Source organism: Bradyrhizobium sp. NAS80.1 (genome assembly GCF_001908205.1).
Lineage (GTDB): Bacteria > Pseudomonadota > Alphaproteobacteria > Rhizobiales > Xanthobacteraceae > Bradyrhizobium.
Genome location: NZ_LGHL01000198.1, coordinates 1 through 25,709 on the forward strand (window position 1 = coordinate 1; position 25,709 = coordinate 25,709).

Genomic DNA, 25,709 nt, shown 5'->3' on the forward strand with positions numbered 1-25,709 from the left:
GCTGCGGATTGGGGCGCAGCGGTATCGGCCGCGCCCGCGTCCTGCGGGGGGGGAAACTCCTTCGGCGTCGAGGCGCGCGCGCGATGCGCGGCAGCCTCGCCGCCAGCGCGGCGGTCGCGCGAATTGTCCGGCGGCGGCTGTAGCCCGGTGCCCGATCCAAGCCCGGCATCGCCGCGATTGATCGCGGGATTGAGCAGTTCGGCCAGCGCCGGCCCGATCGGCTGCACGTCAGGGCGTGACGCGCGAGAATTTGGCGCCTTCGAGTGCGATGCCTTGGTCTTGGAGGATTTGCCGGATTTTTCGGAGGATGCAGGTTTCTTCGCCATGGGGCGAATATGGGCCGAGTCCGTCCCTCAGAAAAGGGCGAAGACCCGTCCGCATGCAGCCTGCTGACAGCAGGTTGGCAGCAGGCCTCCCGCTCACGCCGTTGGCAGCGGGCGTCCTAGGGCGCCCGATGCGCCTCGAGGACGTCGAGATGGATGCCGCCGCAACCGGTGCAGCGCATGGTCTAGTACTCGCATCCGGCGCGACCGCCAATCACACGGAGCACCGTGAGATCGCCGTCGCATTCTCGGCAATTGGACATCACAATGCGGGGATTGATCCGAGGCCGTGGCGCGTCTTCAGTTTCGATGACTGACATGGCCGGTTTCCCCCACTTGCGCCGCGCCGTCCCTGGCTTGTTTGCAGATTCGCCGCTTATTCGGCGTCGCTATCGAACTCGCCGGCGGAAGCGATCGATGTGGTGCTTGGCATCGGCGATCGCGGCATCGCTGTTGGGCCAGGCGAAGCCGACTTCCATGGCCGGAAACAGCACGCCGTCGATGGCAACCGGGCTGAAGTCAGCGCGCCGGATACGGGCGTGCCAAAGTCCCTTGCCAGCTTCGAAGGATTCGATGTCAAAGCCGTCATAGAGGGTCGTCATTGTAGGTAGTTCCCAAGGTGACGTGTTGGAGGGCTGTCTTGTTGAAAAGTCAGGACACCACGCTTGCAGATTTCTGGATGTGAAGCCGTTCACAAGCGGCCGCGCTTTTTTTTGCCCGCGGCTTCAGTTCCGCGCTGCAGTCCGGCCGGACCGCCGCGCCGGACGGGCTGCAGGCTCCGAGGCCGCGCGCATGATCCAGCGACGGAACGCGGCAAAGTCGCGCTGCTCGGTCTGGAAGCTGCGATAGAGCAGGTACCAGCGCATGCCCTTGGGCACCGAAAGATCGAACGGTGCGACAAGCCGGCCGGCTGCGAGGTCGTCGTCGATATAGGGCCGGATGCCCATGGCGATGCCGAGCCCGTCGGCGGCGGCCTGGAGCGCCTGGCCGTAGAACTGGAACTCCGGCCCGCGGGCATTGATGCGGGTGACGCTCGCGGCCTTGAGCCAGATCGGCCAGTCCTCCGGTGAATGCGCGACGCGGATCAGGCTCGGTCCCCTGAGATCAGTCGGGCGCTTCAGGCCGGCGGCGAGGCGGGGCACGCAGACCGGCGTGAGGTCGCCGGCGAACAAGGGTTCGGCGACGAGCCCCGGCCAGTCGCCGGTGCCGAGCTTGATGCCGCAGCTCCAGTCCTCGCCGAACGGCACCGACGCGCCGCCGGTGGTGAAGCGCACCTCGATGTCGGGCTCCTCGCTGCGAAATTCCGACAGGCGCGGGATCAGCCAGCGCATCGCAAAAGTGTGGCCGACGCCGATGGTGAGCACGCGGACGCTCGAGGGCGCCGTCACCTGCGCGGTGAGGCTGGCCAGCGCATCGAAGATCGGCGTCAGCCCGCCCTGATAGGCGCGGCCGGCCTGCGTCAGCACAAGCTTGTTGGCCTTGCGTTCGAACAGTGCGACGCCGAGCCGCTCTTCGAGCAGATGCACCATGCGGCTGACGGCGGCCGCCGACACGCTCAGCTCGACGCCGGCCGCGGCAAAGCTGCCGGTCCGCGCCGCCGCCTCGAATGCCTTGATGCCGTTGAGAAACAGCAGCCGCCGCAAATGACCGACCCTCAGGAAAGCTGATGCCAGGCCAAGATAACTCAGTTTGCGGGGGAGGGGCAAGCGAGGCAGAAATATCAGTGCAATTCATGTTGATTTGTTGAGCCGCAGGCGCCGCTTCTTCGCCTCGCCCCGCACGCGGGGAGAGGCCGGAATTTGCGAGAGCAAATTCCGGGTGAGGGGGACTCTCCGCGAGTCCGACTCTTACCGTGACTGCGGCGACAGCCCTCACCCCACCCTCTCCCCGTAAGAACGGGGCGAGGGAGTGAGGCAGCTTACGTCCCTTACTTTACCGTGCCCACAGCAGGAGAATCCCCTCGTGACGCCCATCATGATCATTGCCCTTGGATTGCTGATGGTCGCCACCGCGTTCCTGTCGGGGCTGTTCGGCATGGCGGGCGGGCTGGTCCTGATCGGCGTGCTGCTGGCGCTGATGCCGCTGCCGACCGCAATGGTGCTGCATGCGATCACGCAGATGGCCTCGAACGGTTGGCGCGCGTTGCTGTGGCGGGCGCATATCCGCTGGCGGCCGGTTGCGGTCTACCTGATCGGCTGTGCTGTCGCGCTCGCGGCATGGTCGATCACCCGCTACGTGCCGGACAAGCCGGTTGCGCTTTTGCTGCTCGGCATCACGCCGTTCATGGCGCGGCTGCTGCCTTCCAACATCAAGCCCAACCCTGATAGTGTCTGGCAGGGCAGCGTCTACGGCTCGATCTGCATGGGACTGATGCTGATGACCGGCGTGTCGGGGCCGCTGCTCGATACCTTCTTCCTCGGCGGCGAATTCGGCCGGCGCGAGAAGGTGGCGACGAAAGCGATGTGCCAGCTTGTCAGCCACTTCACCAAGCTCGTCTATTTCGGCGGCGTGATCGACCAGGCGGCGACGCTCGATCCTGTGCTCGCCGGCGTCGCGATCCTCGCCTCCATGCTCGGCACCACGCTGGCGCGGCGTATTCTCGAAGCGATGACCGACCAGCAATTCCTGGCCTGGTCGAACAAGCTGATCACCACCATTGCCTGCTACTACATCGGCTATGGAGGCTGGCTCCTGCTCAGCACGCAGGTCGCGGCCGCCTTCGACAAGGGAGGATTGCAATGAGCGAGACCGCCGATCCGCTGGTGCTGGACTTCGTCGAATGGGTCGCACGCGAACCGCGCGCCTATGCCGAGGTGATCTCGACCTGGAAGACCTCGTGCCCGCGCCTCACCGTCTGGGAAGACGCCGCCGACCGCGGCTATGTCGCTCGCGAGACGCTGCCCGGCCTCGGGCTGATCATCGCGGTGACGGAGGACGGCGAGAGGTTTTTGCGTACGCACGGACGGTGACACTTCTCAACGCGCGGGCTTGGTCAGCTGTGGCCTGATGATCTCGACCATGCGCTCGGCTGACGTGCCCGGCGGGAAGAAGCCGAGATATTTGCCGTCACGGTCCATCAGGTAAATGTAGGCGGTGTGGTCGACCGTGTAGTCGTCGGCCTTCTTGCCCAGAGCAACCTTCGCGTAATAGACCTTGTAGGCATCTGCTGCTTTGCGGATTGCATCGTCGCTACCCGTCAGTCCGATCAGGCGCGGATGGAACAGCGGCACGTACTGGGCGAGATGCTCTGCCGTGTCGCGTGCGGGATCGAGCGTGATGAAGATCGGCTGCACCTCCTTCCCTTCCGGCCCCAGCAATTCCAGCGCCTGCGCGATTGCCATCAAATCGGTCGGGCAGACGTCGGGACAATAGGTGAAGCCGAAATAGACCAACATCAGGTGTTCGCGGAAATCCAGGTCGGTGCGCGTCTTTCCGGTGTGGTCGACAAGCGCGATCGGTCCGCCGATGGGCTCCCGATTCCACATCAGGATGTCCATGGTCTCGGCGGCCGAACGCGCAACCGCATCTTCTGCGCTGGCCGGCACGAGCGCCAGCCACAGGCCCAGCCAGCAGGCTATGCGCAAGGTCATACGCCGAAGGTGAGGCGACTGCCGGTCGTCGTCACCATAACCTTGTCCGGCATTTGAGCACTCGCCTCCTGCACGAAGTTGAGCCCGCTGCAATGCATGGGCACGACGACGTCGGGATTGAGCGCCTTGATCTCGCCGACGACCTGCGCGAGGTAGTCCTTGGGTGCCGGTCCAAGATGGAAGCCGCCGACGATGGCATGCACCTTCTCGATGCCCGAAACCTCCTGCGCCTGCTTCACCGAATTGACGATGCCGACATGGCCGCAGGACGAGATCACGACCAAACCCAGATCCCGGACATTGAAGCAAGTCGCATGCTCGTGGATGTGTTCGTCGGGCACGATCTTGCCATCCATCTCAGCCGGAAGGTAATGCCCGACGTTGCAGCCGAGGCCGTCCTTCATGCCGAACTCGACCAGTGTATTCGGCAGCACGCGTTCCGAGCTGCGGCGGGTGATCTTGCCGGTGGTGAAGGCATGGCCCGCGATCACGGTCGGTGTCTCGCAGAGCACGGTCGTCACCTTCTGTGCTGCGAGCTGGCGGCGGTCCAGCGTGCCGAAATCGGCGAACTGCCCTTGCGTCGGCGTCGGGCTGACGCGATGGCAGAAATTGTCCTCGCCGCCGGCGTAGAGCTTGACGTCGGAGGGAAGCTTGTCGCGGAATTTGTCGAGGAAGCCGTTGAGCCCGCCGAAATGATCGTAATGACCGTGGCTGACGATCAGCGCGTCGAGCTTGCTGGGGTCGACGCCGATCAGCGCCATGTTGTTGAGCAGCACCTCGGGCGTATAGCCATAGTCCAGCATCAACGTGCGCTGATTGCCGCCGCCCTGCGACTCCAGCCACAGCGACAGGCCCCACTCGTTGTGCAGGGATTTGCGGAAATCGGGCGTGCGCGCCGCAGGCACGATAGAGACGCCGTTGATCTGCTTCGGTCGAAAGAACAGGTCGAAGCTGGAATCCACCAGCACCCGGATCGAGAGCTTGTCGACGGTCGGAACCGCGATCGGCGCCGCGCTCGCAATCTCAACGCAAGTGAAGGTGTTGGTCGCGGCCGCGGCGGCCAGCGCCGCCGAGCCCAGAAGAAAGTCGCGTCGCGCAATGCTGCTCATCACAAACTCCTCCCCGATATATTCAGTTTCTCGAAAATGGCGTGAGCTTAGGTCCGATGTGCGACAGGTACAACGCGCGACGCGGATTGCTGCGGGGAACTTTGTATCACCGCGGCGTGAGGCCGGTCCGATTGACAGGCGCGCCGAATGGCGCAATCTTCATGCAGCTGCATCTTCTCGCAGCCGCCAGAAGCCGGAAAACACAGCCATGATCGACCTGCATTACTGGACCACGCCGAACGGCCACAAAGTCACGATGTTCCTTGAGGAGACCGGGCTCAAATACAAGGTCATTCCGGTCAACATCGGCAAGGGCGAGCAATTCAAGCCGGAGTTCCTGGCCGTCGCGCCGAACAATCGCATTCCCGCGATTGTCGACCACGCGCCGAAGGGCGGCACCAAGCCGCTGTCGATTTTCGAATCCGGCGCCATCCTGCTCTATCTCGCCGAGAAGACCGGCCAGTTTCTCCCGACCGATCTCTACGCCCATTACGACGTCATCCAGTGGACGTTCTGGCAGATGGGTGGTCTCGGCCCGATGGCCGGCCAGAACCACCACTTCCGCAACTACGCGCAGGAGAAGATTCCTTACGCGATCGACCGCTATGTCAACGAGACCAACCGGCTTTACGGCGTACTGAACAAGCGTCTCGCCGATCGTGAATTCGTCGCCGGCGACTACTCGATCGCGGACATGGCCTCCTATCCCTGGGTGGTCGGTTATGCGAACCAGGGCCAGAACATCGACGACTTCCCGCATCTGAAGCGCTGGCTCGAAGCCATCCGCGTCCGTCCCGCCACCGAACGAGCCTATGCTCTGGCGAAAGAGGTCAACCCGAACTTCGGCAAGCCCGCGATCCGCACCGACGAGGAACGCAAGATCTTGTTCGGGCAAACGGCATCGGTGGTGAGGTAGGCGCATCGCGGCGCTCCCACATCGTCATTGCGAGCGGAAGCGAAGCAATCCAGAATGTCTCCCGCGGCGGCAGACTGGATTGCTTCGCTGCGCTCGCAATGACGGAACCTCACTATGTCACTCAAACTCTTCGAACTCGTCGGTACCGACGCCTCGCGGCCGTTCAGCCCGTATTGCTGGCGCACGCGAATGGCGCTCGCGCACAAGGGGCTGTCTGCGGAATCGCTGCCCTGGCGCTTCACCGAGAAGAGCGCGATCGCGTCGCACGGCTCGGAGAAGGTTCCGGTGCTTTTGCACGATGACAAGCCGGTCGTCGATTCCTGGGCGATCGCGAATTATCTCGAGGACACTTTTCCAAACCAGCCGTCGCTGTTCGGCGGCGAGGGCGGCCGCGCCATGGCGCGCATGCTCAATGCATGGGGCGACATCGCCATCGTCGGCGGCATCTTTCCGCTGATCATCGCCGACATCCCGAAGAATCTGGCTGAGGTCGACGCCGCCTATTTCCGCAAGTCGCGCGAGGCCCGTTTCGGCGGCAAGAGCCTGGAAGAGATCATGGCGAGCCGCGACACCGGCGTGGTTGCGTTCCGCAAGTCGCTGGAGGTGATGCGCCAGACATTCAAGACGCAGCCCTATCTCGGTGGACGTGCGCCGAACTACGCCGACTACATCGTGTTCGGCGGATTTCAGTGGGCGCGCGCGGTCAGTCCGTTCAAGCTGCTGGAGGCGGATGATCCGGTGTACGCCTGGCGCGAGAAGCTGCTCGATGCGTTTGATGGAATGGCCAGAAGATCACCCGGCCATCCCGCGTAAATATGCACGGGCCTTCTATCCGGCACAGGCTTTCCCCGTCACGCGCTCGTTCCTTACCACGGTTTCGACCATCTTGCGCGCGACGTTGTTCAAATCAGCGAGCGCCAGATAGCCTTGCGCATATGCTTCCTGAGTCAGGCGATCGATGCGCTGGTCCTCCCCCGTCGACCATTGTTTCGTGATATAGTCGGCGCCAGGCTTGCCGAATGTTTCAGGATAGCGCTCCATCTGATTCTGGCGCTGATAGTAGTATTCATTGAGACCGCTGATGAATTGCTTTCGGCCGTCGCCCGTGCAACGGGCGCCATAAGGCCGTTCCAGCGTGGCGATGGCGCTCTCACGCTGTCTCACTCTGCTGTCCACGGTATAGTTCTCATTGGTGCCATATCCCGGGCCGTCCATTGGGGCCGCTTGTCGAGTCTTCGGCTCGGGCGCGAATGCCCACGCTGCGATCTGCCAGATGATGACCGCCCAGACGACAAACCAGATGCGGCTCATTTGCGGCTCGCCGTTGCGCGCTGCCGCGGCAGGCAGATGGGTGATGGATCGGACCAGAGGCCCGGACCGGAGAATGTCAGCACCGCATGACGGATGTCTGCGGGAAAATCCTCCTGGACAACGCCCTTTTGTTCAAAGGCTTCCTTGAGCGCAGCCTTGACGCGCACATCGAGCGGCGTTGAATACGCTGCGTTGGCCTGGTCGCGCTTCTTTTCACTGCAGAACATCGCCATGGCCGGGTTCGGGCAGTCGTAGATCTTCATGTAGCCACGCGCATAGGCCGACGTGGCCGCAATGAGATTGGCTTTCATCGAGTCATCGCACGGCGACATGGCGTAGGCGGTGCCGGCCTGCAACGCGTCCATTCGCAGCGCGTCGAGCTTAGGATCCTTGTCGCTCTGCGCAGTGTGCTCCGCTTCCCACATCTTGCGCTCGTAGGCCTTGGCGCTCTCGTCGCCGAATGTCGCCTTGAGCGTCGGCTTCAATTCGCCGGTCGGCGAAAACGACGTGGTCGGAAATCCACGCAACGCCCAGGAGATGCCGACGAAGGTGGTGGCGAACGCCATGCAGGTCAGGAGAATGAAGCGGCTCATGCGGCGTGCTCGGATTGACGCCACGCAACCTATCCGTGTCTGGTTAAGGGATGTATTAAGGTGCACGTTCCGTCCCGTGAGGGTAAATGGAGGTCTAAGGAGACCATCTGATTTCTCGCGGTTGCCGCGCGCGGTGATACGTGCGGTGCTATCGCGCCAACTATGTCATCGGCTTTGCAATGGTCATGACCGCCTTGCGCAGGCACTCCCGGCATAAGCAATCCTCGCCCTTGATCGGCATCGGCAGGCGCGCCGTTTCCTCCGCGCACCAGCAGGTGCCCGAGAGATCGCAGCCGAACTCGGCGCCGCAGCGGGAGCAGGCGAGGCGGCGCGATTCCGGCAATGAAGATTCTTTCGGATTTGTCATGATTTACGCAAAGGCTTCGCCGTCATTTTCATGTCGGGTTCATCTGTCGCTGCGCTATATTACGCGTCGCGCATGGACTCGAAAAGCGGTTGGCAACGCGCGAAGGACAAATCGATGGCCCGCGATTCGCATGCCGCCCTCGTTGCGCTCAACCGTTTCGGCTTCGGAGCCCGTGGCGGCGCATCCGGCGATCTCGTCAACGCAGCATCCGATCCCAGAGGTTTCGTGAAGGCGGAACTGGCCCGCCCGAGCGGGGTGCTGCTGGAGGCGCCGGGCCTGCAATCGACGCCGCAGCTCGCGCAGGCCGTGTTCGCCTATCAGGACCAGGTCAAGCAGGCGCGCGAGGCAGCGAAGACCGCCGCGCCCGCCGAAGCGCCAATGCCGCAGGCGCCGGCCGATCAGAAGCCCGCCGTGCGCCGCAATCTCTCGCTGAATGCGGCTGCGACCGAGATCGCCGGCCAGATGGCCGAAGCTAAGCCGGCCGACAACGCAGCGAAGCCCGAGATCATGCAGCCGAACACGGCCGCGCCGCCTGCAGCAAAACCTGCGCCGCAGCCGCTCAACGTCATCCAGAAAACCTTTCGCGCCGAGGCGTTGGCGCGCTTGCAGCGCGCGACGTTGGTCGAGTGCGGCTTCACCGAGCGGCTGGTCGTGTTCTGGTCCAACCATTTCTGCATCTCCGCGACCAAAGGCGAGCTGGCGCGGATGTGGGCCGGCGCGTTCGAGCGTGAGGCGATCAGGCCGCATGTGCTCGGGCGCTTCGCCGACATGCTGAAGGCGGTCGAGCAGCATCCGGCGATGCTGTTCTTCCTCGACAACCAGCAATCGCTCGGACCGGATTCGCGCGCAGGGCAAAACCGCAAGCGCGGGCTGAACGAGAATCTCGCGCGCGAGATCATGGAGCTGCATACGCTCGGCGTCGGCGGCGGCTACACGCAGGAGGACGTCACCTCGCTCGCGCGCATCATCACGGGCTGGACCTTTGCCGGCCGGCAGGGGCAGCTCGGCACCCCCGGCTCCTTCGTCTTCAACAGCAACGCGCACCAGCCCGGGCCGCAGGTGCTGCTCGGCAAGACCTACGAGGCGGCGGGCCTTGGGCAGGGCGAGGCCGCGCTCGCCGACATCGCGCGCCATCCGTCGACCGCGAAGTTCATCGCCACGAAATTCGTCCGGCATTTCGTCGCCGACGATCCGCCACAAGCACTGGTCGCGCGCCTGCGCGACGTCTTCGTCAAGACCGACGGTGACCTCAAGGCGATGGCCGTTGCGCTCGTCGATTCCGACGAGGCCTGGAAGGCGCCGCTGACCAAGATGCGCTCGCCTTACGACTTCGTGATCGCAAGCGGCCGGCTGCTCGCGCGCGTGCCGGAGGATCCCGGCGCCTATCTGAACAATCTCAATTTGCTTGGACAGCCGCTGTGGTCGCCGGCCGGCCCTAATGGCTTTCCCGATACCAGCGTGGCCTGGGCCGCGCCCGAAGGGATCAAGCTCCGGCTCGACATTGCAGCGCAAATGGGCGCGCGGCTCGGCAACAACATCGACCCGCTCGACCTCTTGGAATTCGCGGCGGCGGATGCGGCCTCGGTCGAAACGCGGCGGACCATCGAGCGTGCGGAGTCGCGCCAGCAGGCGCTGGCGCTGCTGTTGATGTCGCCGGAAATGCAGAGGAGGTGATGATGTTGGATTGCGTTGAGAACCGGCTCCTCACCTCGCGCCGCGGCCTGCTGCTCGGCGGCGCCTCCTTTGCGGCCTGGGCCTATCTGCCGAAATTCGCCCGTGCGGCCGACGGGCGCGATCCGCGGCTGATCGTGGTGATCCTGCGCGGCGCGCTCGATGGGCTCGCGACGGTCGCGCCCGTCGGTGATCCTGACTATGCCGGCTTGCATGGCTCGATCGCGCTCGCGACGAGCGGTGCGCATCCCGCGATCATGCTCGATCCCTTCTTCGGGCTGCATCCGGCGATGCCGGAATTTGCGCGCATGTATCGCGACATGCATGCCGCGGTGATCCACGCGGTCGCGACGCCCTATCGCGAGCGTTCGCATTTCGATGGCCAGGACGTGCTTGAAAGCGGCTACGCCGGTCCCGGCCGCGTGCAGTCCGGCTGGCTCAACCGCGCGCTGGAAGCGCTGCCGCGCGGCGAGCGCGTGTCGAGCGGTCTTGCGGTGGGGCCGACCACGCCGCTGGTGCTGCGCGGCAATGCGCCGACCGTCGGCTGGGCGCCGGTCGCACTGCCACAGGCCGACGATGACACCGCGATGCGTCTTGTCGATCTCTACCGTCACCGTGATCCAGCGCTGGCCTCGGCGCTGTCGCAAGGCCTCCAGCTCGAGAAGGCCGCCAGCGGCGACGACATGAAGCCCAAGGGAGGGATCAATGGCGGCAATGCCGTCGCGCAGATGCGCCAGGTGGCGCGCGGCGCGGCAAAACTGATGGTGGCCGATGATGGTCCGCGCATCGCGGCGCTCGCTTTTGACGGCTGGGACACCCATGCCAATGAAGGCGGTCCAGTCGGGCGGCTGGCGTTCCTGCTCGGCGGGCTCGACGGCGCGCTCGCCGAATTCGAAAGCGGCCTCGGCGGTCGCTGGCGCGACACCGTCGTCGTCGTTGCCACCGAGTTCGGCCGCACTGCGCGCATCAACGGAACCGACGGCACCGACCACGGCACCGGCACTATCGCGCTGCTCGCCGGCGGCGCCGTGAAAGGCGGCCGCGTCATCTCCGACTGGCCGGGCCTGAAGCTCGCCAACCTCTATGAGGCCCGCGACCTCAAACCCACCACCGATCTGCGCTCGGTGATCAAGGGCGTGCTGCAGGGCCAGTTCGGCCTGTCCGATCGCGTATTGGCCGAGACGGTCTTCCCCGACAGCGCCGCCGCGCGCCCGATGAAGGGGCTGGTTGTCTAGGCCGTCATTCCGGGGCGCGCGTCAGCGCGAACCCGGAATCCGTTCATCCGCGGAAACATGGATTCCGGGCCTGCGCCTTGCGGCGCATCCCGGAATGACGAAATAATCAGCCGAACATCAGGAGACTTCCCGCATGTACATCGCCATGAACCGCTTCCGCGTCGCCAAGGGCTCCGAGTCTGCCTTCGAGCAGGTCTGGCTCACAAGAGACACGCATCTGGACAAGGTGCCGGGCTTCGTGGAATTCCATCTGCTGCGCGGGCCCGAGCTCGAGGACCACACGCTGTACGCCTCGCACACGGTTTGGGCGAACCACGCCGCGTTCGAGGCCTGGACGAAGTCGGAAGCGTTTCGCGCGGCGCATAATCGGGCGGGCGACAACAAGCCGCTTTATCTCGGCCATCCCCAGTTCGAAGGCTTCGAGGTGATGCAGACGGTGGGACGCGGCGCGAAGTAGCGCCGCGCCGGTTATTGTTTGAGCATGATCTCCGCGCAAGCGCGTTCCGCGCTTGTCGCGAGGGAAAACCGCTGCATACTTTGCGCTAACGCGGCCCTTTGGGTCCGGATCATGCTCTAGCCCTTGGTGATCCTGTCGATCTCTGCCATCTCCTCGGCACTGAGCTTCCACGCGATCGCCTTCACATTCTCCTCGATCTGCTCGACGCGGGTGGCGCCGGCGATCACGCTCGACACCTGCGGGCGCGCGGCGAGCCAGGAGAAGGCAAGCTCGAGCATCGAATGGCCACGCGCCTTCGCAAAGGCCGTGAGCTTCTCGACGATGTCCTCGTTGCGCGGCGTGACGTAGCGGTCGCGCAGCCGCCGTACCTTGCCGAAACGGGTGTCATCAGGCGCTGCCTCGCCCTTCCGGTATTTACCGGTCAGAAGTCCGCTTGCGAGCGGGAAGAACGGCAATAGTCCGAGCTTGTATTCCTGCGCGGCCGGCAGCAAGTCCTTCTCGATGTCGCGCACGACGAGGGAATATTCGTCCTGGCAGGAGACGAAGCGGCTGACATTCATCGCGCGTGCGACATATTCCGCCTCGGCGACCCGCCAGGCCGGAAAGTTCGAGTTGCCGATGTAGCGCACCTTGCCCTGCCGGACGAGATCGTCGAGCGCGCGCAAGCTCTCCTCGATCGGCGTCAGCGGGTCATAGTCGTGCTGCTGGTAGAGATCGATGTAATCAGTCTTCAGCCGCTTCAGGCTCGCTTCCACCGCTTCCATGATGTAGCGGCGCGAGGCGCCCTGCTTGGTTCCGTCCTCCGCCATCGGCTTGGAGTATTTCGTCGCCAGCACGATGTCCTTGCGGCGATCGCCCAGCACGGCGCCGAGCACATTTTCCGAGCCGCCCATGTTCGAATAGATGTCGGCGGTGTCGAACAGGGTGATGCCGAGATCGAGCGCGCGATGGATCACCTTGCGCGAGGTCTCCAGATCCGTGCGCTGGCCGAAATTGTTGCAGCCGAGTCCGACCGCAGATACGCGAAGGCCGGAGGCGCCGAGATTGCGAATTTCCATGGGAGATCCTGTCAGAGATAAGCGGCGGTCTATTGTGACCGCGGTGCGCGCTACCGGCAAGCCGCTCGCCGCGTTGCTGCCATGCTGACAATTTCAGACAAAAAAATGCGGCCCCGGTCAGACGCGGCAGCTGACGGGGACCGCTTTGGGGCGCTTGATCGGTGACGGGGGCCTGATCAGACGCAAGGCGTAACCTATCCCCTGAGTGTTACGCGCAGGTGACAGGCAAGTTATCCACAGGGCTCCCGGCTCATGAAAATCAGAAGATCTTGCGATAGACGATGAAGCCGGAGCGCTCGGCAACCTTGTCGTACAGGCTCTGTGCCGTGAGATTGGTCTCGTGCGTCTGCCAGTAGACGCGCGGCGATCCCGCGAGCTTTGCGCGCTCATAGACGCCATAGATCAGCGCAGAGGCGACGCCCTTGCCGCGCGCGGCCTCTAGCGTGAACAGATCCTGCAAATAGCAGGACGGCTCGATGGCGGTGGTGCTACGATGGAAGAGATAGTGCGTCAGTCCAAGCAGGCGGCCGTCGCTCTCGGCGACCAGCGCATGCATCGGCTCATAGGCATCGAAGAAGCGCTGCCACGTCACGCGCGTGATCTCGCCAGCGAGCGCGGTCGGGCCGGAGCGGCCGTAGAAGGCATTGTAGCCGTCCCATAGCGGCAGCCACTGATCGTAATCCTGCCGTGTGACGGAGCGAATGGTGAGGGACATCTGTGAATTCCGCGATCTCGGAGGAGACAAGGCAAAGAGCCCGATGAAGCGTCCTTCATACGTGATGATCGCGCTTTCGATCAATCGTGTCGTCGCATCACTCGACGACGCGCAGGTACCGGGTCAGCTTGCGGCTCGCGGGATCGCGTAGCGAGCGGTAGTAGTCGGCGCGTGAGGCCGCATCGGTATGGCGTACGAGATCGGTGACGGGCGTATAGCTCAGCCTGCGCCCGCCGTCGGGCAGCACGGTGCAGACGAAGCGCAGCACCTCGCCCACCGCGCAAGTCGATGTTGATCGGCGTAGCATCGCCGATCCGCACCATCTCCATGCGCTGCGCGATGAAGGTGCCGAGTTCGTCCTCCGGCAGCTCGAACGCGCCGGTATCGCGGCCGTGATACATCAGCGCGATGAAAGGCGGCTTGCCGTCGGCGACGTCGTCCGGCACCGCAAAATAATCGCGGAACGCGCGGTTGATGAATTCGGCCCGCGTCTCGGCATCGAGCAGCACGATGCCGATATCGACCTGGTCGAGCGCGGCCGACAGCCGCACAGCGGTGGCGTGGCTCCGGCGCTCGGTGGCAAATGTGCCGAGCAGCCGCTCGCGCATCAGGCCGGTGATGCCTGCGGTGGCCGCAACCGTCACGGCCAGGAGGCCGAGCTGGACCAGATCCGCTGTGGGATCGAAGGGAGCGGCGCGGTGGTTGAGGACGAACAGCGTCGCGCCAATGACCGCGAGGGCTGCGCCGGTCATGGCTGAGGGGAAACCCGACAGCGCGCCGGCAAGGGCTACGATGCAGACGAACAGCGGCGCAGGTGAGGGGACAGCGACGTAGCGATCGAGCAGGACCGCCAGCAGCGCGATCGCTGCCGTCAGCGCTGGACCGCAGATCGCACGCCATCCGAACCGCATGGGCCTTTCTCGTTCCTCCCTGGACGAGCCAAGACCGTCAGACTGACCTATGGTTGCGCGAGCGCAATGCAGTTTCGTGCCGAACGCTTAAGGGGAGGCTGCGAAGGCGGGCAAAGCTTTCGAATGATTTTAGACCAAGTGCGCCTGCCTCAGGCGTTGCTGCAGCGCAGGCGCATTGAGCGTCGACGTGCCCGAGGTCTTGCGCATGCCGGTGACAATCAGCAGCGACGCCGCGACCAGGATGGCCGCAGTCAGGGTGATTGCAACAGCTATCACAGGCGATTTCATTGACGTCCTGTCGCGATGCCGGTCGGCGCGGGTCACGCGGCGCCGTGAAGGCTGGCCCAGGATGAAACGGGGATCAGATCGGCAGGCCCATCGCCATGGTCGCCTTGATCGACAGCACCGTCAGGGTAACGATCAGGCACAGCGAGAGGGCGGCAACGGCGAGCGAGGCCGCGACCGCATTGGTCAGCCGGGAAGACGCGACGGTAGCGGGACGGCCCTGAAAGCCTGCCGTGCCGGACGCCCGAGTCATGGTCTAAATCCTTCAACGTGCGAGCGAATCACCCGCGACGCCCAGGAATTTCACCATTTCAACCGGCAACATTGCGGCGGCTACCACGCCGAATATGGCGAGATTGCGGCAAGGATTACCCTTATACCCGCTATTCGACGGCCATCAGGCGCCGGCGGCGATGCTGGCGGGATCGTCGATGTCGGCCGGCCGCCAGTCCATCGCCACGAAGCCGGGCGCGGCTTCCACGCGCTTCAGCCAGTCCCGGATCGCCGGGAAGGTCGAGAGGTCGAAGTCGCAGCGGTCGGCCAGATGGGTGTAGCCGTAGAGTGCGATGTCGGCGACCGTGAGCTGGCGGGCGGCGAAATAGGCGTTGGTCTTGAGGTGGTTCTCCATCACCTGGAGCGCGCCATAGCCGCGCTCCATCCAGTCCTCGAGCGCGTGGGTCTGCAGGTCGCGACCGCCCTTGACCAGCGACAGCCAGAAATAGGCGGCGCCGATGTTCGGCTCGAGCGCGTGCTGCTCGAAGAACATCCATTGCAGCGCCTCAGCGCGATCGATGCGGCTCTCCGGTGCCAGCGGCGTGCCGACGGCGACATACCAGAGGATGGCGTTGGACTCTGCGAGATAGCGGTCCCCGCCGACCTCGAGCAGCGGCACCTGGCCTGACGGGTTCTTGGTCAGAAAGTCCGGCGTGCGGCTCTCGCCGCGCAGAATGTCCACCTCGACCGCTTCGTAGGGAACGTTCAACAGCGCAAGCGCAAGGCGGACCTTGTAGCTGTTGCCCGATCGTTGCATCGAATAGAGCTTGTACATTCTGGGAGTTCGATTCCAATGGACGGGAAAGCGCTGCGGTTGCCGTCCCGCAGCGCGGTTAAACAATGATGCCGATGCGAATCCGCCGCAAGGGTTGGCTCATAGAAAAACTCGAAAACCCTACCGCACTGCAGCGCTGCGGAAGATCATTTCCGCGCGACGATGCAAATCAGATCACGCTTGCGTCAACATGCCGATGCATCGCGCCGCGCACTTGTGAACGGACAAAGCAAGCGGGTCTAGGCGTTTAAGCGTCCGCATCGTCATGGCCGGGCACTCCGTCCGAAGGACGGCGTCGTTTCCGCTCGCCTATGTCCCGGCCATCTACGCCATGCCACGCGGTACCAAGAACGTGAATGCCCAAGACCCGGCTCCGCCAGGCTACCGGTGTTGGGCCGGCGAAGCTTCAGCGAAGACGGCAAGCCCGGGGCATGACGACGTTCTGGTTTCACGGTGACGCGCAACGCAAAATTGCTCCGAGGACAGGCCTTGCCGGATATGAGGGATTTGGACGGCAAAGTTGCGGAATATTGCGGGACGTCGCGCCTCGAAACGCTCGAAATCCGTAAACTTTTTCGGGATCGGGCCGAAGTTTCTTGCGGTGCAGCGGCACACGTTTTAGGGTATTTCCATTCCCACAATCAGAGTCGTGAGGCCAAAGGGTTCACGACGCTTGTCAGGAGATGACGATGTCCTTCCTTGCCGCTGCGCTCGACCGTGTGAAGCCGTCCGCGACCATCGCGGTCACGGATAAAGCACGCGCGCTGAAAGCGGCGGGCCGCAACGTCATCGGCCTCGGCGCCGGCGAGCCCGATTTTGACACGCCCGCCAACATCAAGCTGGCGGCGATCCGTGCCATCGAAGCCGGCAAGACCAAGTACACCGCCGTCGACGGCATTCCCGAGCTGAAGGAAGCCATCATCGGCAAGTTTCAGCGCGAGAACGGCATCGCCTACAAGCCGAACCAGATCATCGTCGGCACCGGCGGCAAGCAGGTGCTCTACAACGCGCTGATGGCGACCATCAATCCGGGCGACGAGGTGATCATCCCCGCGCCCTACTGGGTCAGCTATCCCGAGATGGTGGCGCTCGCGGGCGGCGAGCCGGTGCCGGTAGTCTGCACCGCTGCGACCGGATTCAAGCTCCAGGCCGAGGCGCTCGAACGCGCGATCACGCCGAAGACCAAATGGGTGATCCTGTGCTCGCCGTCGAACCCGACCGGCGCGGCCTACACCAGGGCCGAGCTGAAGGCGCTCACCGACGTGCTGGTCAAGCATCCGCATGTGTGGGTGATGACCGACGACATGTACGAGCACCTCGTCTATGACGACTTCCAGTTCACCACGGTCGCGCAGGTCGAGCCCAGCCTCTACGACCGCACGCTCACGGTGAACGGCGTGTCGAAGGCCTATTGCATGACCGGCTGGCGCATCGGCTATGCCGGCGGTCCGGCGCATCTCATCAAAGCAATGGCGACGATCCAGTCGCAGTCAACCTCGAACCCGTGCTCGATCGCGCAGTGGGCCTCGGTGGAGGCGCTCAACGGTCCGCAGGACTTCATCCCCGCCAACAACAAGGTGTTCAAGGAGCGCCGCGACCTCGCCGTCTCCATGCTCAACCAGGCCAATGGCATCGAGTGCCCGCGCCCCGAGGGCGCGTTCTACGTCTATCCGTCATGCGCCGGCACGATCGGCAAGAAAGCGCCGTCGGGGAACGTGATCTCGAACGACGAGCAGTTCGTGACCGAGCTGCTGGAGACCGAAGGCGTCGCCGTGGTGCAGGGTTCGGCCTTCGGCCTCGGCCCGGCATTCCGCATCTCCTACGCGACCAAGACCTCGGACCTCGAAGACGCCTGCAAGCGCATCCAGCGCTTCTGCGGCAATCTGCGCTGAGCTTGTCGTAACGCGACATCGAAAAGGCCCGCTTTCCAAGCGGGCCTTTTTATTTGCGGCGCGCGATCTGGCTCCCCCAGGACTCTTGTGGCATAGAGCAGCGCGCGCCGCTTGCCGGGCGTCCTCTCTGCTCGCATTCACATTCATAGCCGGAGACATTTCATGCGCCGCTCACTCCTCCTCGCCGGGATGACCGCTGCGAGCCTCGTTGCCTCCGTCGTGAACAGCGGTGCGCAACAGCAGCGGATGGTGCGGGTCGGCGTGCTCGAATGCCGCGGCGGCGCCAGCATCGGCTTCGTGGTGGGATCGGTGACCAATCTCGGCTGCGTGCTGCGCGCCGAAGGCTTGCCGGAAGACCGTTATGTCGCGACGATCCGCAAGGTCGGCCTCGACATCGGCATCACGCAAGAGACGGCTTTGGCGTGGGGCGTGTTCGCGCCGGTCGAACGGCTCGGGCCCGGCGACCTCTCGGGCAATTATGCAGGCGCACAGGGCAGTGCCTCGGTCGGTGTCGGCTTGGGTGGCAACGTGCTGGTCGGCGGCTCCAACAATTCGATCGCGCTCCAGCCGCTCAGCGTGCAGGGCCAGGTCGGTCTCAACGTCGCCGCCGGCCTCGCGGATCTGGAGCTCCGCCCCGGCCGCTAAGTTAAGACGCCCGGCCATCGCGGACGAGCCTCTTCACCTCTCCCCGCCGGGGAGAGGTGAAACACCGGGGCTCGAGGCTAAACTGATCTCGACAGTCATTAAGACTTACTGACGACGCACCGCAGCGACGTTTGATGCTTGCCAAACTTCGGGGACGGGCAGAGCATCTGCGGTTGCCGACCCAATCATGGGCCGAGCTCCACACCAAGGAGGCGGCGAATGGGACAAGACGTCAGAAGTCCCCGAGGTCCACGGTGCATCGCGCTGGTGGGCCCTTTCCAAAGCGGTAAAACCACTCTTCTCGAAGCAATATTGGCGCGAACGGGCGCAATCCCGCGCGCCGGCAGCGTCGACGCCGGAACCTCCGTCGGCGACGCCAGTACCGAGGCCCGTCTTCACAAGATGACTGTTGGCCTGACTGCCGCCACCACGAGTTTCATGGGCGACAGCTATACCTTCCTGGATTGTCCCGGTTCCGTCGAGTTCGCCCACGACATGCGCGCCGCGCTGCCCGCGGTCGATGCTGCGGTCGTGGTCTGCGAGGCCGACGAGAAGAAGCTGCCGCAGCTTCAGATCATCCTGCGCGAGCTGGAAGAGATGAAGATCCCGCGTTTCCTGTTCCTCAACAAGATCGACCGCGCCAACAAGCGCATCCGCGAGACGCTCGCAACGCTCCAGCCCGCCTCGCGCGTACCGCTGGTGCTGCGCCAGATCCCGATCTGGAAGGGCGATCTGATCGAGGGCTTCGTCGATCTCGCGCTGGAACGCGCGTTCGTCTATCGCGAGCACAAGGCGTCTGAGGTGGTCGCGCTCGACGCCGGCAATCTCGATCGCGAGAAGGAGGCCCGCTTCTCGATGCTGGAGAAGCTTGCCGATCACGACGACGCGCTGATGGAGCAGTTGCTGGAGGATATCCAGCCGCCGCGCGATGCCGTGTTCGATGATCTCGCCCGTGAACTGCGCGAAGGGCTGATTTGCCCCGTGCTGCTCGGTTCGGCCGCGCGCGAAAACGGCGTGCTGCGCTTGATGAAGGCGCTGCGCCACGAAGCGCCTGGCGTCACGGAGACGGCCAAGCGTCTCGGCGTGCCCGACAGCGGCGATGCGATCGGCTATGTCTTCAAGACGCTGCATTCGCAGCACGGCGGAAAACTGTCGCTGACACGGCTGCTCACCGGCCGTCTCGACGACGGCGCGATGCTGCAATCCTCGTCCGGCGGCACCAGCCGCGTCTCCGGCATCCTCGCCGTTAGCGGTGCGCATGACACCAAGCGTGCCTCGGCCGAAGCCGGCGACACGGTGGCGCTCGGCAAGCTCGATCCGATCAAGACCGGCGACACCGTCTCGAACGGGAAGACTCTCCCGGCCGCGCTGATCAGTGTCGAGCCGAGCCCGCCGGTGCTGGCGGCCTCGATTGCGGCCGACGACCGCAAGGACGACGTCAAGCTCGGCCAGGCGCTGGCGCGTCTGCACGAGGAGGATCCCTCGCTCGTGATCGTGCAGAACGCCAAGACCCATGACACCGTGTTGTGGGGGCAGGGCGAGATGCATTTGCGCGTCGAGGTCGAGCGACTGCGCGACCGCTTCGGCGTGAAGATCTCGTCGCATCCGCCTGCGATCGGCTATCAGGAGACGATCCGCAAGCCGATCACCCAGCGCGGCCGCCACAAGAAGCAGTCCGGCGGCCACGGTCAGTTCGGCGACGTCGTGCTCGACATCAAGCCGTTGCCGCGCGGTGACGGCTTCAAGTTCACCGAGAAGGTGGTGGGCGGCGCGGTGCCGCGCAACTACATCCCGGCGGTGGAGGAAGGCGTCGTCGACGGACTGACACGCGGCCCGCTCGGCTTCCCCGTCACCGATGTGCAGGTGACGCTGACCGACGGCTCCTATCACAGCGTCGACTCCTCCGATCTTGCCTTCCGCACGGCGGCGCGGATCGGGCTCAACGAGGGCCTGCCGCAATGCCAGCCAGTATTGCTGGAGCCGATCCACGTGGTCGAGATCGTCTGTCCGACCGATGCCACCGCCAAGATCAACGCGATCCTGTCGGCGCGGCGCGGCCAGATCCTCGGCTTCGACACCCGCGACGGTTGGAGCGGCTGGGATTGCGTCCGCGCCATGATGCCGGAAGCCGAGATCGGCGAACTGATCGTCGAACTGCGCTCGGCCACCGCCGGCGCCGGCAGCTTCACCCGTCAGTTCGATCACATGGCCGAAGTCACGGGGCGCGCCGCCGACCAGATCATCGCCGCGCATCAGCACGCGGCGTGAGTCGTCAGGGAGCCACAGCTTTCTCGACCCCTCTCCCCGTCCTTACGGGGAGAGGGTGGAGTGAGGGGCTGCCTCCATGGGGGCAGTCCGAGTTGTGAGTCGAATGCGTTCGATGGCTTCACGAGCCGGATGGATATTCGCTCGTGGCAGCCGTGTGCCTTGCCCCTCACCCGGATCGCACCGGACGATGCTTCGCATCGCCGGGGCGATCCGACCTCTTCCCGCGGAAGGGCGGGGAGAGGTTAACGCTTGCGTTCGCCCGCGAATGATGTATTTTACATCATTGTATATGCGTCAAATATCACTTATAAACTCTGATACGTGAGGCCAAGGTGATCACGTCATTCCAGATGCGGGCAGCTCGGGCGCTGCTCGGCATTGACCAGAAAACCCTGGCCGAGCTCGCCGGCGTTTCGCTGCCGACCATCCAGCGGATGGAAGCCAGCACCGGCAATGTTCGCGGCGTGGTCGAGACCTTGATCAAGGTGGTCGAGGCGTTCGACCGGGCCGGCGTTGAGCTGATCGGCGAGCAGGCGCGCAGCGACAGCGGCGGGCGTGGCGTTCGCCTGAGGGAGCCGGGGCCGCCGCGCCGCGTAGGAGCATGATCGGGCGTTGATCGTGCTCGGGATCAGGGTGACCTAGGACATCGTCGCGCACGCGGAAGCGCGGGCCGTACGATGCAGTGGAGCATTGTGGGGCATGAGCATCACTAGCGATCACGCAGGCGGGCTGCGTCCGTTTCGCCAGCCGACCTTCGCCGAACTCTATCTGCCAAAGCTCGTCACCGTGTGGCGCGAAGGCTATGGCGTTGCGGATTTTCGCGCCGACGTGTTCGCCGGCCTCACCGTCGCGATCGTCGCGCTGCCGCTGTCGATGGCGATCGCCATCGCCTCGGGCGTGACGCCGGATCGGGGCCTCTACACCGCGGTCGTCGGCGGCTTCATCGTGTCGCTGCTCGGCGGCAGCCGGTTCCAGATCGGCGGACCCGCTGGCGCCTTCATCGTGCTGGTCGCGGTAACCGCGGAGCGGCACGGCGTCGACGGCGTCATCCTCGCCACCATGATGGCGGGCGTGATCCTGATCGCCGTAGGCCTGCTGCGCGTCGGCACCTACATCAAGTTCATTCCCTATCCGGTCACCGTGGGCTTCACCGCGGGCATCGCCGTGATCATCTTCGCAAGCCAGCTTCGCGATCTCGGCGGAATCACGCTTGCCGCGAAGGAGCCCAGCGAGTTCGTTCCGAAGCTCGTCGCATTGGCCGGAGGCCTGCACACCATCAACCCGTCCGCGGTGGTCGTCGCTGTCGTCAGCATTGCCATCATCGCCGGACTGCGGCGCTGGCGGCCGTCCTGGCCCGGCATCCTGATCGCGGTCGTGCTCGCGGCGATCGCGAGCGCAGTGCTGTCGCTGCCGATTGAGACCATCGGTTCGCGCTTCGGCGGAATTCCGCGCGAATTGCCGTCGCCGGCCTTGCCGGCGTTCTCGCTCGCGAAGGCGACGGCGGTGCTGCCGGATGCAATCGCATTCGCGCTGCTGGCTGCGATTGAATCGCTGCTGTCGGCGGTAGTGGCCGACGGCATGACCGGACGCCGTCACCGCTCCAATTGCGAGCTGGTCGCGCAGGGAGCGGCCAATATCGGCTCGGCGCTGTTCGGCGGCATCTGCGTCACCGGCCTGATCGCGCGCACTGCCACCAACATCCGCGCCGGCGCGCGAGGGCCGATCGCGGGCATGCTGCATTCGGTCTTCCTGCTGCTGTTCATGCTGATCGCAGCACCGCTCGCCAGCTACATCCCGCTCGCCGCGCTCGCCTCCGTGCTCGTCGTGGTGGCCTGGACCATGGCGGAGAAGCAGGAATTCGCCACGCTGTTGCGCTCCTCCTGGGGCGATGCCGTCGTCCTGCTCTCGACCTTCCTGCTGACGATCTTCCGCGACCTGACCGAAGGCATTCTGGTCGGCTTCGCGCTGGGCGCGGTGCTGTTCATTCACCGCATGGCGGAGATGACGGGCATCGAGGAGCGCTCGCCGCTGGTGGCGGCCGATCGTCCTGATGACGCCAATGGCCAGCGCGTACCCTACGATCCCGCCCTTGCGCTCGACCGCGATGTGCTGGTCTATCGCATTACCGGCGCGTTCTTCTTCGGTGCAGCGTCCGCGATCGGAGGCGTGCTCGACGACATCGCCGACAAGCGCAAGGCCTTCGTGGTCGATTTCGCCGCGGTGCCGTTCCTGGATTCGACCGCGGCGAACGTGATCGGTCGCGTCGCCGCCAAGGCGCAGCGCCAGGGCATCCGCCTGTTCATCACCGGGGCGTCGCCCGTGGTCCGACGCGCGCTATTGACCCATGGTGTGACCCGGTCACGCGCCCGATATCGCGAGACCATCGCGCGCGCGGTCGCCGACATCAAGGGCGGCGCGGCGCAGCCTGCGGCCAATGACGCAGCCGCGGGCTAGCGGCGCGCACTTCTCAAGCCGGCCGGTTTGATCGACACTACCGCGTCACGGCGGTGGTGTTTCGGAATGCTGAATTCTCACCTATGTCACCAGCGCGCTGGTCAAGGTCGGCCAGTTCCTCGCCGTCAGCCTGAGCAGCGGACCGCTTGCCGCGATCCGGTTCGCCGCCGGCGCTGTGCTGGCGTTGGCCGCGACCGTGGCCGGGGCGACGCGGCGTCCGCGCGCTTGACAGCGCCCACGGGACGCGAAATGGATCGCCTCGAATACGACCCGAGGGAAAGATGACCGCGCCCAAAACTCCCGCAGCCTGTCTGATCGGATGGCCGGCCGCGCATTCGCGCTCACCACTGATCCATCATTACTGGCTGCGCACGCTCGGTATCGAGGGGGGGGTATGTCATCGAGGCGGTTCCGCCGGATGACCTGCGCGATTTCGTGCTGCGGCTGTCGCTGCGCGGCTTCGTCGGTGCCAACGTCACCATCCCGCACAAGGAGGGCGTGCTGGCGCTGTCGACGCCCGATGCGCGCGCAAAAGCCGTGGGCGCCGCCAATACGCTGTGGTTCGAGGATGGCGAGCTGCGTTCGACCAATACCGACGTCGAAGGTTTCATCGGCAATCTCGATGCCAGCGCGCCCGGCTGGGACAAGGCGGGCGAGGCGCTGGTGCTGGGCGCCGGCGGCTCCTCGCGCGCGGTCGTGTTCGGCCTGCTCGAACGCGGCGTCAGTCGCATCCATCTTGCCAACCGCACGCTCGCGCGCGCGGAGGCGCTCGCGAAACAGTTCGGCCCAAACGTGCACCCGATCGGATGGGACGCGGTCAACGACATGCTGCCCGGCGCGAAACTACTCGTGAACACGACATCGCTCGGCATGCACGGCCAGCCCCCACTCGAAGTTGACGTGGCGCGCCTGCCGCAACAGGCCGTCGTCGCCGATCTCGTCTATGTCCCGCTGGTGACGCCGCTGCTGGCGGCTGCGCAGGCGCTTGGGTTGAAGACCGCCGACGGGCTTGGCATGCTCCTGCATCAGGCGGTGCGCGGCTTCGAATTGTGGTTCGGCCAAAGGCCTGAGGTGACGGCGGAGCTGCGTGCGCTGATCGAGGCCGATCTCACAAAGTCTTGAAAGAATAGCGCAGGGTCTCCGGAGTTCTATCCCCCGTGGGGACAACCGGAGACCGCCATGACTGTTCAACGTGCAACTTTCACGCGTCCGCTCATCGCCGTCGCGATGGTGGCCACTTCGACCCTTTGTGCATTCGCGCAGAAAGCACCTGTTCCGACGCGCGTGCGCGGCACGATCGAGAGCGTCGATGGCGACACGATGCAGGTCAAGTCGCGTAGCGGTGAAGACGTCAAGCTCCATATCGCATCGGACGTGCGCGTGTCCGGCGTCACCAGGATTTCGCTGTCCGACATCAAGGTCGGCTCCTTCGTCGGCGCCACCACGGTGCCGGGACCGGACGGTGGCCAGAACGCGGTCGAGGTCCATGTGTTTCCGGAGAGCATGCGCGGTACCGGCGAGGGCTCGCGGCCCTATGACTTGAAGCCGAACTCCAGCATGACCAATGCCACGGTGTCGGAGAGCGTGGTCGGCAATGACGGCCATACGCTGCTGGTCAAATACAAGGACGGCGAGAAGAAGGTGTTCGTCGCCGATACGACACCGGTCGTGACCTTCGTGCCCGGCAACAAGTCCGATCTGAAGGCGGGCGCCAAGGTCATTGCCTTCATGCAACAGTTGCCGGACGGCTCGTTCGAGACCAACCGCGTCAACGTCGGCCGCGATGGCCTGACACCGCCGATGTGATCGGCAGAGCATGATCCGGACCCGAAGGGCCGCGTTAGCGCAAACTGTGCGACAAACGCGGAACGCGTTTGCGCGGAGATCATGCTCAAAAAATTGAGGGAATAGCGGCGGTCGCGCGGGGTTGCCGTGTCTGATCGTCGCAACGCCATCGCCGCGGCGTCTTGGAGGGACAAGGCCATGCCGAAGCCGAACAACTGGATGCCACGCGCCGCCGTGGCTGCAATCGCTGCATTTATCGTCGTTTCTTCTGCCTCGGCGCAGCAGGCGCCGATGGTCCGCATTCGCGGCACCATCGAAAGTGTCGATGGTAACACGCTCGGCATCAAGACGCGCGAAGGCAGTGACGTGAAGGTGCGCATGACCGACAACGTCGCCGTCTTCGCGGTGGTGAAGACGCAGCTGTCCGAGATCAAGGAAGGTTCCTATATCGGCGTCACCGGGATGCCCGAGCCCGACGGCACCCAGAAGGCGATCGCCGTGCACATCTTCCCGGAGAACCAGCGTGGCGCCGCCGAAGGTTTCCGCCCCTGGGATGCGCGCGCCAACTCGACCATGACCAACGCCACCGTGGCGCAGACGGTGAAGGGCACCGACGGCCAGAACATCCTGGTCAAGTACAAGGACGGCGAGAAGAAAGTGGTGGTGCCGCCGGACACGCCGGTCGTGACCTTCATCGCCAGCGACAAGTCCGAGATCAAGCCTGGCGCAAAACTGATTATCTTCGGTGCAGCGAAGAAGGACGACGGTTCCCTGGAAGCCAACCGGGTGAACGTCGGCCGGGACGGGATTACGCCGCCGATGTGAGGCAGGAGCTGCCGCCACATCCTCGCTGTCGTCCCTGCGAAAGCAGGGACCCATACCGCGTTGTCTAATTAGCGAAGATCAATACCGCGCGAAGACTGACTAATCACCAGTCTTCGCCAAGCCACTTCCTGTGGTTGATGGGGTGGACGGCCCCCTACGGCATCAATGTGCCAGAATGAGGTTGTCAGAAACTCATTCACAGGAGCCGTCCGTGAGCCAGATTATCCGCATTGGGATGGATACGTCGAAGT

The 25,709-nt window shown here is 64.6% G+C and carries 25 protein-coding genes and 5 pseudogenes; 15 read left to right on the forward strand and 15 right to left on the reverse strand.

Features of this window, described 5'->3' with window-relative positions:
- The 4 genes and pseudogenes from AC629_RS35315 to AC629_RS35330 all read right to left on the reverse strand — a co-directional run.
- Positions 1–326, reverse strand: a pseudogene (locus tag AC629_RS35315) (excinuclease ABC subunit UvrB); the annotation flags it as partial.
- Positions 327–442: 116 nt separating this feature from the next.
- Positions 443–643 (reverse strand): annotated as a pseudogene (locus tag AC629_RS50325) (hypothetical protein).
- A 56-nt stretch (positions 644–699) separates the two neighbouring features.
- Positions 700–925 (reverse strand): annotated as a pseudogene (locus tag AC629_RS35325) (hypothetical protein).
- 123 nt (positions 926–1,048) lie between these two features.
- The gene (locus AC629_RS35330; RefSeq protein WP_084809379.1) at positions 1,049–1,966 is read right to left on the reverse strand and encodes a LysR substrate-binding domain-containing protein; all 918 of its coding nucleotides are present in this window, start codon (positions 1,964–1,966) and stop codon (positions 1,049–1,051) included.
- 319 nt (positions 1,967–2,285) lie between these two features.
- On the opposite strand from AC629_RS35330, the gene AC629_RS35335 reads away from it, so the two are divergent.
- Together AC629_RS35335 and AC629_RS35340 are read left to right on the forward strand one after the other, a co-directional pair.
- Entirely contained in the window at positions 2,286–3,065 is a 780-nt protein-coding gene (locus AC629_RS35335) for a sulfite exporter TauE/SafE family protein (protein WP_084809380.1), read from the forward strand.
- Complete coding sequence (locus tag AC629_RS35340; protein WP_084809381.1) at positions 3,062–3,292, forward strand: hypothetical protein; 231 nt, start codon at positions 3,062–3,064, stop codon at positions 3,290–3,292. The genes AC629_RS35335 and AC629_RS35340 overlap by 4 nt, the downstream gene beginning before the upstream one ends.
- 6 nt (positions 3,293–3,298) lie before the next feature.
- On the opposite strand, the gene AC629_RS35345 is transcribed toward AC629_RS35340, so the two are convergent.
- Together AC629_RS35345 and AC629_RS35350 are read right to left on the reverse strand one after the other, a co-directional pair.
- Positions 3,299–3,913 carry an SCO family protein gene (locus tag AC629_RS35345; RefSeq protein WP_084809382.1) on the reverse strand — a complete coding sequence of 205 codons (615 nt, stop codon included), beginning with the start codon at positions 3,911–3,913 and terminating at the stop codon, positions 3,299–3,301.
- Positions 3,910–5,025, reverse strand: coding sequence for an MBL fold metallo-hydrolase (locus AC629_RS35350; RefSeq protein WP_143199680.1), 1,116 nt, complete (start codon positions 5,023–5,025; stop codon positions 3,910–3,912). The genes AC629_RS35345 and AC629_RS35350 overlap by 4 nt, the downstream gene beginning before the upstream one ends.
- A gap of 205 nt (positions 5,026–5,230) precedes the next feature.
- On the opposite strand from AC629_RS35350, the gene AC629_RS35355 reads away from it, so the two are divergent.
- Together AC629_RS35355 and AC629_RS35360 are read left to right on the forward strand one after the other, a co-directional pair.
- Positions 5,231–5,938 carry a glutathione S-transferase N-terminal domain-containing protein gene (locus AC629_RS35355; protein WP_074121110.1) on the forward strand — a complete coding sequence of 236 codons (708 nt, stop codon included), beginning with the start codon at positions 5,231–5,233 and terminating at the stop codon, positions 5,936–5,938.
- Positions 5,939–6,052: 114 nt separating this feature from the next.
- A complete protein-coding gene (locus AC629_RS35360; protein WP_084809384.1) occupies positions 6,053–6,751 on the forward strand; it encodes a glutathione S-transferase family protein in 699 nt (232 codons plus the stop codon).
- 15 nt (positions 6,752–6,766) lie between these two features.
- On the opposite strand, the gene AC629_RS35365 is transcribed toward AC629_RS35360, so the two are convergent.
- From AC629_RS35365 to AC629_RS35375, 3 genes are all read right to left on the reverse strand, one after another.
- Complete coding sequence (locus AC629_RS35365) at positions 6,767–7,249, reverse strand: hypothetical protein (RefSeq protein ID WP_084809385.1); 483 nt, start codon at positions 7,247–7,249, stop codon at positions 6,767–6,769.
- Positions 7,246–7,842 carry a hypothetical protein gene (locus AC629_RS35370; protein ID WP_245332093.1) on the reverse strand — a complete coding sequence of 199 codons (597 nt, stop codon included), beginning with the start codon at positions 7,840–7,842 and terminating at the stop codon, positions 7,246–7,248. The genes AC629_RS35365 and AC629_RS35370 overlap by 4 nt, the downstream gene beginning before the upstream one ends.
- Before the next feature lie 160 nt (positions 7,843–8,002).
- Entirely contained in the window at positions 8,003–8,209 is a 207-nt protein-coding gene (locus AC629_RS35375) for a cysteine-rich CWC family protein (RefSeq protein ID WP_084809386.1), read from the reverse strand.
- Between the two features lie 114 nt (positions 8,210–8,323).
- Between AC629_RS35375 and AC629_RS35380 the strand changes: the two genes are divergently transcribed.
- The 3 genes from AC629_RS35380 (at position 8,324) to hmuQ (ending at position 11,572) form a co-directional block, all read left to right on the forward strand.
- Entirely contained in the window at positions 8,324–9,883 is a 1,560-nt protein-coding gene (locus AC629_RS35380) for a DUF1800 domain-containing protein (RefSeq protein WP_084809397.1), read from the forward strand.
- Between the two features lie 2 nt (positions 9,884–9,885).
- Positions 9,886–11,115, forward strand: a complete 1,230-nt coding sequence (locus AC629_RS35385) for a DUF1501 domain-containing protein (protein WP_084809398.1) — start codon at positions 9,886–9,888, stop codon at positions 11,113–11,115.
- 133 nt (positions 11,116–11,248) lie between these two features.
- Positions 11,249–11,572, forward strand: a complete 324-nt coding sequence (gene hmuQ, locus AC629_RS35390) for a heme-degrading protein HmuQ (RefSeq protein WP_084809387.1) — start codon at positions 11,249–11,251, stop codon at positions 11,570–11,572.
- A gap of 116 nt (positions 11,573–11,688) precedes the next feature.
- Here hmuQ and AC629_RS35395 read toward each other — a convergent pair whose 3' ends face one another.
- The 6 genes and pseudogenes from AC629_RS35395 to AC629_RS35410 form a co-directional block, all read right to left on the reverse strand.
- Positions 11,689–12,630: an aldo/keto reductase gene (locus AC629_RS35395; RefSeq protein ID WP_084809388.1), complete on the reverse strand. Its 942-nt coding sequence runs from the start codon at positions 12,628–12,630 to the stop codon at positions 11,689–11,691.
- A 259-nt stretch (positions 12,631–12,889) separates the two neighbouring features.
- A complete protein-coding gene (locus AC629_RS35400) occupies positions 12,890–13,345 on the reverse strand; it encodes a GNAT family N-acetyltransferase (RefSeq protein WP_084809389.1) in 456 nt (151 codons plus the stop codon).
- Between the two features lie 97 nt (positions 13,346–13,442).
- Positions 13,443–14,256, reverse strand: a pseudogene (locus tag AC629_RS35405) (PAS-domain containing protein).
- 129 nt (positions 14,257–14,385) lie between these two features.
- Entirely contained in the window at positions 14,386–14,544 is a 159-nt protein-coding gene (locus AC629_RS45905; RefSeq protein WP_168195663.1) for a hypothetical protein, read from the reverse strand.
- A gap of 73 nt (positions 14,545–14,617) precedes the next feature.
- The gene (locus tag AC629_RS47280; RefSeq protein ID WP_168195664.1) at positions 14,618–14,794 is read right to left on the reverse strand and encodes a hypothetical protein; all 177 of its coding nucleotides are present in this window, start codon (positions 14,792–14,794) and stop codon (positions 14,618–14,620) included.
- A gap of 144 nt (positions 14,795–14,938) precedes the next feature.
- Positions 14,939–15,589 (reverse strand): glutathione S-transferase family protein, encoded by a 651-nt coding sequence (locus AC629_RS35410; RefSeq protein WP_084809390.1) that lies wholly within the window; start codon positions 15,587–15,589, stop codon positions 14,939–14,941.
- Positions 15,590–16,278: 689 nt separating this feature from the next.
- Here AC629_RS35410 and AC629_RS35415 point away from each other — a divergent pair.
- The 8 genes and pseudogenes from AC629_RS35415 to AC629_RS35450 all read left to right on the forward strand — a co-directional run bounded on the left by AC629_RS35415 (position 16,279) and on the right by AC629_RS35450 (position 25,458).
- On the forward strand, positions 16,279–17,481 hold the full coding sequence (locus tag AC629_RS35415) for a pyridoxal phosphate-dependent aminotransferase (RefSeq protein WP_084809399.1): 1,203 nt from the start codon (positions 16,279–16,281) through the stop codon (positions 17,479–17,481).
- Positions 17,482–17,643: 162 nt separating this feature from the next.
- The gene (locus AC629_RS35420) at positions 17,644–18,126 is read left to right on the forward strand and encodes a DUF992 domain-containing protein (protein ID WP_084809391.1); all 483 of its coding nucleotides are present in this window, start codon (positions 17,644–17,646) and stop codon (positions 18,124–18,126) included.
- A 219-nt stretch (positions 18,127–18,345) separates the two neighbouring features.
- Entirely contained in the window at positions 18,346–20,394 is a 2,049-nt protein-coding gene (locus AC629_RS35425) for an elongation factor G (protein ID WP_084809392.1), read from the forward strand.
- Between the two features lie 332 nt (positions 20,395–20,726).
- A complete protein-coding gene (locus AC629_RS35430) occupies positions 20,727–20,999 on the forward strand; it encodes a helix-turn-helix domain-containing protein (protein WP_027547696.1) in 273 nt (90 codons plus the stop codon).
- Positions 21,000–21,093: 94 nt separating this feature from the next.
- A complete protein-coding gene (locus AC629_RS35435; protein ID WP_084809393.1) occupies positions 21,094–22,848 on the forward strand; it encodes a SulP family inorganic anion transporter in 1,755 nt (584 codons plus the stop codon).
- 281 nt (positions 22,849–23,129) lie between these two features.
- Positions 23,130–23,970: pseudogene (locus AC629_RS35440) on the forward strand (shikimate dehydrogenase).
- 57 nt (positions 23,971–24,027) lie between these two features.
- On the forward strand, positions 24,028–24,654 hold the full coding sequence (locus AC629_RS35445; RefSeq protein WP_084809394.1) for a hypothetical protein: 627 nt from the start codon (positions 24,028–24,030) through the stop codon (positions 24,652–24,654).
- 198 nt (positions 24,655–24,852) lie between these two features.
- Positions 24,853–25,458 (forward strand): single stranded DNA-binding domain-containing protein, encoded by a 606-nt coding sequence (locus tag AC629_RS35450; protein WP_168195665.1) that lies wholly within the window; start codon positions 24,853–24,855, stop codon positions 25,456–25,458.
- Positions 25,459–25,709 lie beyond the last annotated feature (251 nt).